Raw genomic sequence first — 12920 nt, forward strand, 5'->3', positions numbered from 1 at the left:
TACAAACAAGCCAACTTATCTATTTTGCACAGTTCTTAGAGCGTGTTCAATTTAGCTATTGAACTCAATAAGTATCTTTAACCCCGTGAAAACTGGCCGTTCTGGCCTGACAATTTAACAGGAGAAAATAAACATGTCACGTATTGGTAATAAAGTTATCGTGTTGCCTGCTGGTGTTGAAATCACTAACAATGACAACGTTGTAACTGTAAAAGGACCTAAAGGAGAACTTACTCGTGAGTTCTCAAAAGATATTGAAATCCGTGTGGAAGGTACTGAAGTAACTCTTCACCGTCCAAACGATTCAAAAGAAATGAAAACTATCCACGGAACTACTCGTGCCCTTTTGAACAACATGGTTGTTGGTGTATCAGAAGGATTCAAGAAAGAACTTGAAATGCGCGGGGTTGGTTACCGTGCACAACTTCAAGGATCTAAACTTGTTTTGGCTGTTGGTAAATCTCATCCAGACGAAGTTGAAGCTCCAGAAGGAATTACTTTTGAACTTCCAAACCCAACAACAATCGTTGTTAGCGGAATTTCAAAAGAAGTAGTTGGTCAAACAGCTGCTTACGTACGTAGCCTTCGTTCACCAGAACCATATAAAGGTAAAGGTATCCGTTACGTTGGTGAATTCGTTCGCCGTAAAGAAGGTAAAACAGGTAAATAATGTTGAGTGGTTGATTTTCAACCACCAACCTATTTTCCAACTTTGTGCATAGCACACGATTTAAAACTAAAGAGGTGAAAACTGTGATTTCAAAACCAGATAAAAACAAACTCCGCCAAAAACGCCACCGTCGCGTTCGCGGAAAACTCTCTGGAACTGCTGATCGCCCACGTTTGAACGTATTCCGTTCTAATACAGGCATCTACGCTCAAGTGATTGATGACGTAGCGGGTGTAACGCTCGCAAGTGCTTCAACTCTTGACAAAGAAGTTTCAAAAGGAACTAAAACTGAACAAGCCGTTGCTGTCGGTAAACTCGTTGCAGAACGTGCAAACGCTAAAGGTATTTCAGAAGTGGTGTTCGACCGCGGTGGATATCTATATCACGGACGTGTGAAAGCTTTGGCTGATGCAGCTCGTGAAAACGGATTGAAATTCTAATAGGAGGACACTAGAAAATGGCATTTAAAGACAATGCAGTTGAATTAGAAGAACGCGTAGTTGCTGTCAACCGTGTTACAAAAGTTGTTAAAGGTGGACGTCGTCTTCGTTTCGCAGCTCTTGTTGTTGTTGGTGACCACAACGGTCGCGTAGGATTTGGTACTGGTAAAGCTCAAGAAGTTCCAGAAGCAATCCGTAAAGCAGTAGATGATGCTAAGAAAAACTTGATCGAAGTTCCTATGGTTGGAACAACAATCCCACACGAAGTTCTTTCAGAATTCGGTGGAGCTAAAGTATTGTTGAAACCTGCTGTAGAAGGTTCTGGAGTTGCCGCTGGTGGTGCAGTTCGTGCCGTTGTGGAATTGGCAGGTGTGGCAGATATTACATCTAAATCACTTGGTTCTAACACTCCAATCAACATTGTTCGTGCAACTGTTGAAGGTTTGAAACAATTGAAACGCGCTGAAGAAGTTGCTGCCCTTCGTGGTATTTCAGTTTCTGATTTGGCATAAGAAAGGGGATAAAATGGCTCAAATTAAAATTACTTTGACTAAGTCTCCAATCGGACGCATTCCATCACAACGTAAAACTGTTGTAGCACTTGGACTTGGCAAATTGAACAGCTCTGTTATTAAAGAAGACAACGCTGCTATCCGTGGTATGATCACTGCAGTATCTCACTTGGTAACAGTTGAAGAAGTAAACTAATGAATTTTTAGGGGATGTGCACTATACCATCCCCTAAAACTAGATATAGTCATCTATGATGACGTCGTATAGGCGAGTTGATTGGGGAGACAACCTTTTCTCCCTTATCGGCGCTAGCATTTTACAAAAGAGGAGAAAATAAAAATGAAACTTCATGAATTGAAACCTGCAGAAGGTTCTCGTAAAGTACGTAACCGCGTTGGTCGTGGTACTTCATCAGGTAACGGTAAAACATCTGGTCGTGGTCAAAAAGGTCAAAAAGCTCGTAGCGGTGGCGGAGTTCGCCTTGGTTTTGAAGGTGGACAAACTCCATTGTTCCGTCGTCTTCCAAAACGTGGATTCACTAACATCAACGCTAAAGAATACGCAATTGTGAACCTTGACCAATTGAACGTCTTTGAAGATGGTGCTGAAGTTACTCCAGTTGTTCTTATCGAAGCAGGAATTGTTAAAGCTGAGAAATCAGGTATTAAAATTCTTGGTAACGGTGAGTTGACTAAGAAATTGACTGTGAAAGCAGCTAAATTCTCTAAATCAGCTGAAGAAGCTATCACTGCTAAAGGTGGTTCAGTAGAAGTCATCTAAGAGAGGTGACCTATGTTTTTTAAATTATTAAGAGAAGCTCTTAAAGTCAAGCAGGTTCGATCAAAAATTTTATTTACAATTTTTATCGTTTTGGTCTTTCGTATCGGAACTAGCATAACAGTTCCTGGTGTGAATGCCAATAGCTTGAATGCTTTAAGTGGATTATCCTTCTTAAACATGTTGAGCTTGGTGTCAGGGAATGCCATGAAAAACTTCTCAGTTTTTGCTCTTGGTGTTAGCCCCTACATTACGGCCTCTATTGTTGTCCAACTCTTGCAAATGGATATTTTACCCAAATTTGTAGAGTGGGGTAAACAAGGGGAAGTAGGTCGAAGAAAATTGAATCAAGCTACTCGTTATATTGCTCTAGTTCTCGCTTTTGTGCAATCTATCGGGATTACAGCTGGTTTTAATACTTTGGCTGGAGCTCAATTATTGAAAACGGCTCTTACTCCACAAGTCTTTATCATGATTGGTATCATCTTAACAGCTGGTAGCATGATTGTGACCTGGTTGGGAGAGCAAATTACAGATAAGGGATATGGAAATGGTGTTTCTATGATTATCTTTGCCGGGATTGTCGCTTCAATCCCAGAGATGATTCAGGGCATCTATGTAGACTACTTTGTTAACGTTCCAAGTAACCGTATCACTTCATCTATCATTTTCGTAATCATCTTGATTATTGCTGTATTGTTGATCATTTACTTTACAACTTATGTTCAACAAGCAGAATACAAAATTCCAATCCAATATACTAAGGTTGCACAAGGTGCTCCATCTAGCTCTTACCTTCCATTGAAGGTAAACCCTGCTGGAGTTATCCCTGTTATCTTCGCAAGTTCCATTACTGCAGCGCCTGCGGCTATTCTTCAGTTTTTGAGCGCTACAGGTCATGATTGGGCTTGGGTAAGAACAGCACAAGAAATGCTAGCAACAACTTCACCAACTGGTATTGCCATGTATGCTTTGTTGATTATTCTCTTTACATTCTTCTATACCTTTGTACAGATTAATCCTGAAAAAGCGGCAGAGAACCTACAAAAGAGCGGTGCCTATATCCATGGAGTTCGTCCTGGTAAAGGTACAGAAGAATACATGTCTAAACTTCTTCGTCGTCTTGCAACTGTTGGTTCCCTCTTCCTTGGTGTGATTTCTATTTTACCGATTGTGGCAAAAGATGTCTTCGGACTTTCAGAAGCGGTCGCTTTTGGTGGAACCAGTCTTTTGATCATTATCTCGACAGGTATTGAAGGAATCAAACAATTGGAAGGTTACCTATTGAAACGTAAGTATGTTGGTTTCATGGATAGAACAGAATAAAAGTATTTACTGATACTCTTCGAAAATCAAATTCAAACCACGTCAGCTCTATCTGCAACCTCAAAACAGTGTTTTGAGCAACCTGCGGCTAGCTTCCTAGTTTGCTCTTTGATTTTCATTGAGTATGAATCAGTAAATGCTGAGGGAGTGGAGGTTTAACTCTAACATTTGTAAGAGTTTGGTCTCCCCTCTTCTATTTTGTTTTTAAATAGGGGTGAAAAGATTTTTTGCTTCTATTTAAAAATAAAATAAGGAGATCAATCATGAATCTTTTGATTATGGGCTTGCCTGGTGCAGGTAAGGGAACTCAAGCAGCAAAAATCGTAGAACAATTCCATGTTGCACATATCTCAACAGGTGATATGTTCCGCGCTGCTATGGCAAATCAAACTGAAATGGGTGTTCTTGCTAAGTCATATATTGACAAGGGTGAATTGGTTCCTGATGAGGTTACAAATGGAATCGTAAAAGAACGTCTTTCACAAGATGATATTAAAGCAAAAGGATTCTTGTTGGATGGTTACCCACGTACAATCGAACAAGCTCATGCCTTGGACAAAACATTGGCTGAGCTTGGCATCGAACTAGAAGGTGTCATCAACATTGAAGTGAATCCAGATAGCCTCTTGGAACGTTTAAGTGGTCGTATCATCCACCGCGTAACTGGAGAAACTTTCCACAAAATCTTTAACCCACCAGTTGACTATAAAGAAGAAGATTACTACCAACGGGAAGATGATAAACCTGAGACAGTAAAACGTCGCTTGGACGTTAATATTGCTCAAGGAGAACCAATCATTGCTCACTACCGTGCCAAAGGTTTGGTTCATGACATCGAAGGTAATCAAGATATCAATGATGTCTTCTTAGATATCGAAAAAGTATTGACAAATTTGAAATAAAGCGTTTTTCACACTTGCAAAAATCCGCTACAAATGTTATACTAAGATAGTCTGACTTATAATTGTTGTCTCTGTGTCTAGAGGCATCGAATCGAAATTTATGGAGGTGCTTTTGCGTGGCAAAAGACGATGTGATTGAAGTTGAAGGCAAAGTAGTTGATACAATGCCGAATGCAATGTTTACGGTTGAACTTGAAAATGGACATCAGATTTTAGCAACAGTTTCTGGTAAAATTCGTAAAAACTATATTCGTATTTTAGCGGGAGATCGTGTTACTGTCGAAATGAGTCCATATGACTTGACACGTGGACGTATCACTTACCGCTTTAAATAATCGAAAAACTTGGAGGGATAAGAAATGAAAGTAAGACCATCGGTCAAACCAATTTGCGAATACTGTAAAGTTATTCGTCGTAATGGTCGTGTTATGGTAATTTGCCCAGCAAATCCAAAACACAAACAACGTCAAGGATAAGATAGAAAGGAGAAAATATGGCTCGTATTGCTGGAGTTGACATTCCAAATGACAAACGCGTAGTAATCTCATTGACTTATGTTTATGGTATCGGACTTGCAACATCTAAGAAAATTTTGGCTGCTGCTGGAATCTCAGAAGATGTTCGTGTACGTGATCTTACATCAGATCAAGAAGATGCTATCCGTCGTGAAGTGGATGCAATCAAAGTTGAAGGTGACCTTCGTCGTGAAGTAAACTTGAACATCAAACGTTTGATGGAAATCGGTTCATACCGTGGTATCCGTCACCGTCGTGGACTTCCTGTCCGTGGACAAAACACTAAAAACAACGCTCGCACTCGTAAAGGTAAAGCTGTTGCGATCGCTGGTAAGAAAAAATAATATAGGAGGTAAAAGTCTTGGCTAAACCAACACGTAAACGTCGTGTGAAAAAGAATATCGAATCTGGTATTGCTCATATTCACGCTACATTTAATAACACTATTGTTATGATTACTGATGTGCATGGTAATGCAATTGCTTGGTCATCAGCTGGTGCTCTTGGTTTCAAAGGTTCTCGTAAATCTACACCATTCGCTGCTCAAATGGCTTCTGAAGCTGCTGCTAAATCTGCACAAGAACACGGTCTTAAATCAGTTGAAGTTACTGTAAAAGGTCCAGGTTCTGGTCGTGAGTCAGCTATTCGTGCGCTTGCTGCCGCTGGTCTTGAAGTAACAGCAATTCGTGATGTGACTCCAGTGCCACACAATGGTGCTCGTCCTCCAAAACGTCGCCGTGTATAATCATCGCATTACACTGCTTTTCGTTTAAGAGGGAGTAACTAAATGATCGAGTTTGAAAAACCAAATATAACAAAAATTGATGAAAATAAAGATTATGGCAAGTTTGTAATCGAACCACTTGAACGTGGCTACGGTACAACTCTTGGTAACTCTCTTCGTCGTGTACTTCTAGCTTCTCTACCAGGAGCAGCTGTGACATCTATCAATATTGATGGTGTGTTACATGAATTTGACACAGTTCCAGGTGTTCGTGAAGACGTGATGCAAATCATTCTGAACATTAAAGGAATTGCAGTGAAATCGTACGTTGAAGACGAAAAAATTATCGAACTGGATGTTGAAGGTCCTGCTGAAGTAACAGCTGGTGACATTTTGACAGATAGCGATATTGAAATTGTAAATCCAGATCATTATCTCTTTACAATTGGTGAAGGTTCTTCTCTAAAAGCGACTATGACTGTTAACAGTGGTCGTGGATATGTACCTGCTGATGAAAATAAAAAAGATAATGCACCAGTTGGAACACTTGCTGTAGATTCTATTTATACACCAGTTACAAAAGTCAACTATCAAGTGGAACCTGCTCGTGTAGGTAGCAATGATGGATTTGACAAATTAACCCTTGAAATCTTGACAAATGGAACAATTATTCCAGAAGATGCTTTAGGGCTTTCAGCACGTATTTTGACAGAACATCTTGATTTGTTTACAAATCTTACTGAGATTGCTAAGTCAACTGAAGTGATGAAAGAAGCTGACACTGAATCTGACGACCGTATTTTGGATCGTACGATTGAGGAACTGGACTTGTCTGTGCGTTCATACAACTGTTTGAAACGTGCCGGTATCAATACTGTGCATGATTTGACAGAAAAATCTGAAGCAGAGATGATGAAAGTACGAAATCTTGGACGCAAGAGTTTGGAAGAAGTGAAACTCAAACTCATTGATTTGGGTCTTGGATTAAAAGATAAATAAAGGAGGAATACATGGCTTACCGTAAACTAGGACGCACTAGCTCACAACGTAAAGCAATGCTTCGCGATTTGACAACTGACCTTTTGATCAACGAATCAATCGTGACAACTGAAGCTCGTGCTAAAGAAATCCGTAAAACTGTTGAAAAAATGATTACTCTAGGTAAACGTGGTGATTTGCATGCACGTCGTCAAGCAGCTGCTTTCGTACGTAATGAAATCGCATCTGAAAACTATGATGAAGCAACTGATAAGTACACTTCTACTACAGCACTTCAAAAATTGTTCTCAGAAATCGCACCTCGTTATGCTGAACGTAACGGTGGATACACTCGTATCCTTAAAACTGAACCACGTCGTGGTGATGCAGCGCCAATGGCGATCATCGAATTAGTATAAAATCATCAATTTTGTTGAGTGTTATGATGATGGAGTCTTGTGCTCTTAGTCTAGCTCTGGTCTACCGCTAGGATTTCGGTCCTAGCGGGAACACTCATCATAAATTGGGATAGTAGACGCTTGTTTACGAAATTGTTTTTTGCTTAAGAACAACTTCGTAAGCAGGCGTTTTTGAGTATTTTCGTTAGAATTATGCTATACTATTTGAAAAGAATCCTGTTTAATGTTCAGGTTTCCTATTAAAAGAAGAATTGGAGTTTGCTTATGAAAGCGATTATAACTGTTGTTGGTAAAGATAAATCTGGAATTGTTGCAGGTGTTTCTGGTAAAATTGCAGAATTGGGTTTGAATATTGACGATATCTCTCAAACTGTCTTGGATGAATATTTTACGATGATGGCTGTCGTCTCTAGTGATAAAAAGCAAGATTTTACCTATCTTCGTAATGAATTTGAAGCTTTTGGGCAAACTTTGAATGTGAAAATTAATATTCAAAGTGCTGCAATTTTCGAAGCTATGTATAATATCTAGGAGGTGCACATGGATATTAGACAAGTTACTGAAACCATCGCCATGATAGAGGAGCAAAACTTCGATATCAGAACTATTACTATGGGAATTTCCCTTTTGGACTGTATCGATCCAGATATCAATCGTGCTGTGGAGAAAATTTATCAAAAGATCACGACCAAGGCGGCTAATTTAGTGGCTGTTGGGGATGAAATTGCAGCTGAGTTGGGAATTCCAATCGTTAATAAGCGTGTATCGGTGACTCCTATTTCTCTGATTGGTGCTGCGACAGATGCAACAGACTATGTGGTTCTTGCAAAAGCGCTTGATAAGGCTGCGAAAGAAATCGGTGTGGATTTTATTGGTGGTTTTTCTGCCTTGGTACAGAAGGGTTATCAAAAGGGAGATGAGATTCTCATCAATTCTATTCCTCGCGCTTTGGCTGAAACGGACAAGGTCTGCTCGTCAGTCAATATCGGTTCAACCAAGTCTGGTATTAATATGACGGCTGTGGCAGATATGGGACGTATTATCAAGGAAACGGCTCATCTATCTGATATGGGGGCAGCTAAGTTGGTTGTATTTGCTAATGCTGTTGAGGACAATCCGTTTATGGCAGGTGCCTTCCACGGTGTTGGGGAAGCAGATGTTATCATCAATGTCGGAGTTTCTGGTCCTGGTGTGGTGAAGCGTGCCTTGGAAAAAGTTCGTGGAGAGAGCTTTGATGTAGTAGCTGAAACAGTTAAGAAAACTGCCTTTAAAATCACTCGTATCGGTCAATTGGTTGGTCAGATGGCTAGTGAAAGACTGGGTGTGGAGTTTGGTATTGTGGACTTGAGTTTGGCGCCAACTCCTGCGGTTGGAGATTCTGTAGCACGTGTCCTAGAAGAAATGGGACTAGAGACAGTTGGTACGCATGGAACGACGGCTGCCTTGGCTCTCTTGAACGACCAAGTTAAGAAGGGCGGAGTTATGGCCTGCAACCAAGTTGGTGGCTTGTCTGGTGCCTTTATCCCTGTTTCAGAGGATGAAGGAATGATTGCTGCAGTGCAAAATGGCTCTCTTAATCTGGAAAAACTAGAAGCCATGACGGCTATCTGTTCTGTTGGTTTGGATATGATTGCCATCCCAGAAGATACGCCTGCTGAAACCATTGCGGCTATGATTGCAGATGAAGCTGCAATTGGTGTCATTAACATGAAAACTACGGCTGTTCGTATCATTCCAAAAGGAAAAGAAGGCGATATGATTGAGTTTGGCGGTCTTCTTGGTACAGCTCCAGTTATGAAAGTCAATGGAGCTTCGTCTGTCGATTTCATTTCTCGTGGAGGCCAAATCCCAGCACCAATTCATAGTTTTAAAAATTAAGAAAATAGGAGAAATTTTAAGTTCTATTTAAGGTTGGATGTGTATACTATAATCATTAAATAAAGACCTCCTAATATTATTTGAAACAGATAACACTGATTTAGTTTGAATTTGATTTTCATCTAATATCTTTATTTAATGAACTCCTAAACTTTTTCATAATAATCTCCTGCAAAAGTCGCCTGTCTGGGTGGCTTTTGTTTTATCATCCATGATATAATAGAAGCAAACGGAGGACGGAAAATGGTAAAAGTACGATTGTATTTGGTACGTCATGGCAAGACTATGTTTAACACGATTGGTCGCGCGCAAGGTTGGAGCGATACTCCTTTAACTGCTGAAGGTGAACGAGGAATTCAAGAATTAGGAATCGGTTTGCGAGAATCTGGTTTGCAGTTTGAACGCGCTTATTCCAGTGATTCAGGGCGCACCATTCAGACGATGGGAATCATTCTTGATGAACTTGGCTTGCAGGGGAAAATCCCTTATCGCATGGACAAGCGTATCAGAGAATGGTGTTTCGGTAGTTTTGACGGGGCTTATGATGGTGATCTTTTTATGGGCATTATTCCTCGTATCTTTAATGTGGACCACGTTCACCAATTGTCTTATGCTGAACTGGCTGAGGGCTTGGTAGAGGTCGATACAGCTGGTTGGGCTGAAGGTTGGGAAAAACTCAGTGGCCGAATCAAGGAAGGTTTTGAAGCGATTGCCAAAGAAATGGAAGAACAAGGTGGGGGCAATGCCCTCGTTGTCAGCCACGGAATGACCATTGGAACCATTGTTTATCTGATCAATGGCATGCATCCGCATGGTCTCGATAATGGTAGCGTGACGATTCTTGAATATGAGGACGGCCAGTTTAGCGTTGAGGTTGTTGGTGACCGTAGTTACCGAGAACTAGGACGTGAGAAGATAGAAGAAGCATCTAATTAATCAGTCTAGACTTGCTTGCTATGAAATAGGGATTTGATAAGAATATCAAGATAAGAAAAACAGCCGAGGGTAATCCTTTCGGCTGTTTTTGATGGGGAAAACTAAAGTGTAATGCTATTGCTTTTAGAGATTTTCATAAATAAGAGCAAGGAACCTACTGTTAGAACAGTCAGGATAGTTGACAAGGCTGCGGCTACACCGTAATTCCCTCTGAGAACCTCTGTATAAATGGCTACAGTCATTGTTCTTGTTTTGACATTGTAGAGGAGGATAGAAGTAGAGAGTTCTGAAATCATTGTGACCCAAGATAGGATAGCTCCAGAAATAATACCAGATAGCATCATTGGAGTTGTAATCTTGGCAAAGGTATTGAGACGGCTACTTCCTAAACTTTCAGCAGCTTCTTCAATACTTGGTGCTATTTGTTGCAAGCTAGCAACAGATGAGCGAATAGTATAAGGCAATCTTCTGACAGATAGGGACATGATCAAGATGAAAGCTGTCCCTATAATCATAAGAAATCCACTTCCAAATAGACCGGTATTGAAGGAAGAAATGAAGGCAATCCCTAGAACGGTTCCTGGTACAATATAAGGTACCATACTGAGGCTGTCAATTAAGTTTGTAAACAAATTCCGTTTTCTAACGGCTAGGTAGGAGATAAATGTTGCGAATAGGACAACTAGAACTAAGGCAATCAAAGGGATACGAATGGTATTGAAAATAGCAGATCCCATACGATTGAAAGCTACCTTGTAACTGTTTAGAGAATAACCTTTGACAAATACCATACCTGATGTTTTTAGGAAAGAAGTATAAATCAAGTAGACTTGAGGTAGAACAGAGAACAAGATAATTCCGTAGACTGTCGCATAAATGGCAGCCATTTTTCCTTTTGTAGTTTTTTTAGGCTCAATTGGATGGAGCGAATTCATACTGAAACTGTAGCGATTTGAAATGTATTTTTGGATAAGGAAAATTGCCAAGGCGATGATAATCGCCATAATTGCTAAAGCAGATGCAAAAGCAGAATTTCCTCCAACCTCGCTAATAAATTGGGTATAAATCAAGACTGGGAAAGTCCGATATCCTTCACCAATCAACATCGGTGTTCCAAAGTCTGAGAATGCTCTCATAAATACAAGTAGGGCAGCTGCTAGTAAGGTTGGAACTAGGAGAGGTAAAACAACCGTTACGATACGCTTAAATCCGAAGGACCCCATGCTTTCAGCAGCTTCAAGTAGAGAATTGTCAATACTTTTCATTGTCCCAGCAACGTATAGAAATACCAGTGGGAATAGTTGCAGTGTAAAGACAAGTACAATTCCTTTGAATCCATAAATATCAATAGCTGGAAGATGAAGGGCATTTGTCAGGAATTTAGTAATGACCCCGTTTCGTCCCAGCAAGAGAATCCAGGAGTAGGCTCCCACGAAAGGAGCTGACATGGAAGCAATGATAATTAATATTTGTAGAAATTTCTTTCCCTTGAAGTCATACATAGAGAAGAGATAAGCTAATAAGGTTCCTACGATTAAGGAAGTGACAGTAGAGGTAATGGAAACCTTGAAACTGTTGACGAGTGTCTCAGAGTAGTAGGCTTTGCTAAAGAAAGTGACAAAATTAGCTAGTGAAAATTGTCCCTCATGTATGAGTGCTTGCTTGAGCACGGTAACGATAGGATAAACCAGAAAGACAAGATAGGTAAGAAAGATGAAGAAAGAGGAGGCTGTCCAAATATTTAGTTTTTTACGTTCCATGGTTGACTCCTTTTATCAGGTTTTGCGAACCATCTGCAGAAAAGACGTTTAATTTTTGGGTATTGATTCGTAGACGAATACGATCGCCTTTTTGTAGATCTTCTTCAAAAGTTGATTCTTCGCTAACTTGAATTTTTGAGGCAAAACCTGTCTCGATGAAGTATTCAGTATTCAGTCCAAGATAGACGCTATCGCTAATAATTCCTTCAATATCTCCAGATTCATCTTTGATAAACTCTTCAGGACGAATGCTTACATGAATAGCTTGTGCCTTAGCCTGATCAAGGGATGGCATTCGAAGGGCATAGCCATCTGAAAAGACGATATAAGCGCCGTCGCTCCGTTTTTCAAGAGTGGCAGGAATAATATTTGTGCGTCCGATAAAGGTTGCTACAAACTCATTAGCTGGTTTATGATAGAGCTCTTTTGGTCGGCCGATTTGTTGGATGACTCCGTCTTTCATAACAGCAATTTGGTCTGAAATAGCCATAGCTTCTTCTTGGTCGTGGGTCACATAAACAGTTGTAATTCCCACTTCGTGTTGGATTTCTCGAATGGCTTGACGCATATCCAAGCGAAGTTTGGCATCTAGGTTACTAAGCGGCTCGTCCATGAGGAGAACACTTGGATTAACAGCTAAGGCGCGTGCTAAGGCGACACGTTGTTGTTGTCCACCACTGAGTTTATCGGGCTTCCGATCCGCATATTGAGCAATTTGCATGAGTTCAAGATACTTATTGGTCTGTTGTACCAATTCTTCTTTAGGGACTTTCTTTTGCTTGAGACCAAAAGCGACATTTTCTCGGACAGTCAAATGTGGGAAAATAGCGTAGTTTTGGAAAACCATCCCGATATTGCGTTTGCTAGGTTCCATATTATTGATTTTTGTATCATCGAAGTAAAATTCTCCTCCTTCGATACTGTTGAAACCTGCAATCATACGAAGAAGAGTCGTTTTCCCACACCCTGAAGGACCAAGGATGGTAAAGAGACTTCCTTTGGGAACTGTAATATTTAAATTATCAATAACAGGAACATCGTGGTAGATTTTTTTGGCGTTAATAATTTTGATCTCACTCATA

General features: G+C 40.3%; 18 protein-coding genes. 16 read left to right on the forward strand and 2 right to left on the reverse strand.

Annotated features, from left to right (window positions below):
* The first annotated feature begins 133 nt into the window (after positions 1-133).
* The 16 genes from rplF to K1I71_RS00190 all read left to right on the forward strand — a co-directional run bounded on the left by rplF (position 134) and on the right by K1I71_RS00190 (position 10078).
* Complete coding sequence (gene rplF / locus K1I71_RS00115; protein WP_000086626.1) at positions 134-670, forward strand: 50S ribosomal protein L6; 537 nt, start codon at positions 134-136, stop codon at positions 668-670.
* An 83-nt stretch (positions 671-753) separates the two neighbouring features.
* A complete protein-coding gene (rplR, locus tag K1I71_RS00120; RefSeq protein ID WP_000624044.1) occupies positions 754-1110 on the forward strand; it encodes a 50S ribosomal protein L18 in 357 nt (118 codons plus the stop codon).
* A 17-nt stretch (positions 1111-1127) separates the two neighbouring features.
* Complete coding sequence (rpsE, locus tag K1I71_RS00125) at positions 1128-1622, forward strand: 30S ribosomal protein S5 (protein WP_000874202.1); 495 nt, start codon at positions 1128-1130, stop codon at positions 1620-1622.
* A 13-nt stretch (positions 1623-1635) separates the two neighbouring features.
* Positions 1636-1818, forward strand: coding sequence for a 50S ribosomal protein L30 (gene rpmD, locus K1I71_RS00130; RefSeq protein WP_000057241.1), 183 nt, complete (start codon positions 1636-1638; stop codon positions 1816-1818).
* 144 nt (positions 1819-1962) lie between these two features.
* On the forward strand, positions 1963-2403 hold the full coding sequence (gene rplO, locus K1I71_RS00135; RefSeq protein WP_000766087.1) for a 50S ribosomal protein L15: 441 nt from the start codon (positions 1963-1965) through the stop codon (positions 2401-2403).
* A gap of 12 nt (positions 2404-2415) precedes the next feature.
* A complete protein-coding gene (gene secY, locus K1I71_RS00140; protein WP_223329858.1) occupies positions 2416-3726 on the forward strand; it encodes a preprotein translocase subunit SecY in 1311 nt (436 codons plus the stop codon).
* A 263-nt stretch (positions 3727-3989) separates the two neighbouring features.
* Positions 3990-4628, forward strand: coding sequence for an adenylate kinase (locus tag K1I71_RS00145; protein WP_223329859.1), 639 nt, complete (start codon positions 3990-3992; stop codon positions 4626-4628).
* A 116-nt stretch (positions 4629-4744) separates the two neighbouring features.
* Entirely contained in the window at positions 4745-4963 is a 219-nt protein-coding gene (infA, locus tag K1I71_RS00150) for a translation initiation factor IF-1 (protein ID WP_001029883.1), read from the forward strand.
* A 24-nt stretch (positions 4964-4987) separates the two neighbouring features.
* The gene (gene rpmJ / locus K1I71_RS00155; RefSeq protein WP_001808836.1) at positions 4988-5104 is read left to right on the forward strand and encodes a 50S ribosomal protein L36; all 117 of its coding nucleotides are present in this window, start codon (positions 4988-4990) and stop codon (positions 5102-5104) included.
* 17 nt (positions 5105-5121) lie between these two features.
* Positions 5122-5487, forward strand: coding sequence for a 30S ribosomal protein S13 (gene rpsM, locus K1I71_RS00160; RefSeq protein WP_000090781.1), 366 nt, complete (start codon positions 5122-5124; stop codon positions 5485-5487).
* 17 nt (positions 5488-5504) lie between these two features.
* Positions 5505-5888: a 30S ribosomal protein S11 gene (gene rpsK, locus K1I71_RS00165; protein WP_001118385.1), complete on the forward strand. Its 384-nt coding sequence runs from the start codon at positions 5505-5507 to the stop codon at positions 5886-5888.
* Between the two features lie 42 nt (positions 5889-5930).
* On the forward strand, positions 5931-6866 hold the full coding sequence (locus K1I71_RS00170; protein ID WP_000568988.1) for a DNA-directed RNA polymerase subunit alpha: 936 nt from the start codon (positions 5931-5933) through the stop codon (positions 6864-6866).
* 11 nt (positions 6867-6877) lie between these two features.
* On the forward strand, positions 6878-7264 hold the full coding sequence (gene rplQ, locus K1I71_RS00175; protein WP_000331493.1) for a 50S ribosomal protein L17: 387 nt from the start codon (positions 6878-6880) through the stop codon (positions 7262-7264).
* Positions 7265-7528: 264 nt separating this feature from the next.
* Entirely contained in the window at positions 7529-7795 is a 267-nt protein-coding gene (locus K1I71_RS00180; protein ID WP_000644130.1) for an ACT domain-containing protein, read from the forward strand.
* Positions 7796-7804: 9 nt separating this feature from the next.
* Complete coding sequence (locus K1I71_RS00185; RefSeq protein WP_223329860.1) at positions 7805-9142, forward strand: PFL family protein; 1338 nt, start codon at positions 7805-7807, stop codon at positions 9140-9142.
* Positions 9143-9385: 243 nt separating this feature from the next.
* Positions 9386-10078 (forward strand): histidine phosphatase family protein, encoded by a 693-nt coding sequence (locus K1I71_RS00190; RefSeq protein ID WP_223329861.1) that lies wholly within the window; start codon positions 9386-9388, stop codon positions 10076-10078.
* Positions 10079-10179: 101 nt separating this feature from the next.
* Here the strand turns inward: K1I71_RS00190 and K1I71_RS00195 are convergent, their stop codons facing one another.
* Both K1I71_RS00195 and K1I71_RS00200 read right to left on the reverse strand, forming a co-directional pair.
* Positions 10180-11838 carry an ABC transporter permease gene (locus K1I71_RS00195; RefSeq protein WP_223329862.1) on the reverse strand — a complete coding sequence of 553 codons (1659 nt, stop codon included), beginning with the start codon at positions 11836-11838 and terminating at the stop codon, positions 10180-10182.
* On the reverse strand, positions 11828-12919 hold the full coding sequence (locus K1I71_RS00200) for an ABC transporter ATP-binding protein (RefSeq protein WP_223329863.1): 1092 nt from the start codon (positions 12917-12919) through the stop codon (positions 11828-11830). Before K1I71_RS00200 ends, K1I71_RS00195 begins: the two co-directional genes overlap by 11 nt.
* Between the last annotated feature and the right edge of the window lies 1 nt (position 12920).

The organism is Streptococcus mitis, from assembly GCF_019929545.1.
GTDB classification, from domain to species: Bacteria; Bacillota; Bacilli; order Lactobacillales; family Streptococcaceae; genus Streptococcus; species Streptococcus mitis_BU.

What these genes read in the sequence shown, in the direction of transcription:
- secY (WP_223329858.1), top strand. Translation starts at nt 2,416, where the DNA reads ATGTTTTTTAAATTATTAAGAGAAGCTCTTAAAGTCAAGCAGGTTCGA.
- rpsM (WP_000090781.1), top strand. Translation starts at nt 5,122, where the DNA reads ATGGCTCGTATTGCTGGAGTTGACATTCCAAATGACAAACGCGTAGTA.
- K1I71_RS00200 (WP_223329863.1), bottom strand. Translation starts at nt 12,919, where the DNA reads ATGAGTGAGATCAAAATTATTAACGCCAAAAAAATCTACCACGATGTT.
- K1I71_RS00185 (WP_223329860.1), top strand. Translation starts at nt 7,805, where the DNA reads ATGGATATTAGACAAGTTACTGAAACCATCGCCATGATAGAGGAGCAA.
- rplF (WP_000086626.1), top strand. Translation starts at nt 134, where the DNA reads ATGTCACGTATTGGTAATAAAGTTATCGTGTTGCCTGCTGGTGTTGAA.
- K1I71_RS00145 (WP_223329859.1), top strand. Translation starts at nt 3,990, where the DNA reads ATGAATCTTTTGATTATGGGCTTGCCTGGTGCAGGTAAGGGAACTCAA.
- rpmJ (WP_001808836.1), top strand. Translation starts at nt 4,988, where the DNA reads ATGAAAGTAAGACCATCGGTCAAACCAATTTGCGAATACTGTAAAGTT.
- K1I71_RS00190 (WP_223329861.1), top strand. Translation starts at nt 9,386, where the DNA reads ATGGTAAAAGTACGATTGTATTTGGTACGTCATGGCAAGACTATGTTT.
- rpmD (WP_000057241.1), top strand. Translation starts at nt 1,636, where the DNA reads ATGGCTCAAATTAAAATTACTTTGACTAAGTCTCCAATCGGACGCATT.
- rplQ (WP_000331493.1), top strand. Translation starts at nt 6,878, where the DNA reads ATGGCTTACCGTAAACTAGGACGCACTAGCTCACAACGTAAAGCAATG.
- K1I71_RS00170 (WP_000568988.1), top strand. Translation starts at nt 5,931, where the DNA reads ATGATCGAGTTTGAAAAACCAAATATAACAAAAATTGATGAAAATAAA.
- rplO (WP_000766087.1), top strand. Translation starts at nt 1,963, where the DNA reads ATGAAACTTCATGAATTGAAACCTGCAGAAGGTTCTCGTAAAGTACGT.
- K1I71_RS00180 (WP_000644130.1), top strand. Translation starts at nt 7,529, where the DNA reads ATGAAAGCGATTATAACTGTTGTTGGTAAAGATAAATCTGGAATTGTT.
- K1I71_RS00195 (WP_223329862.1), bottom strand. Translation starts at nt 11,838, where the DNA reads ATGGAACGTAAAAAACTAAATATTTGGACAGCCTCCTCTTTCTTCATC.
- rpsE (WP_000874202.1), top strand. Translation starts at nt 1,128, where the DNA reads ATGGCATTTAAAGACAATGCAGTTGAATTAGAAGAACGCGTAGTTGCT.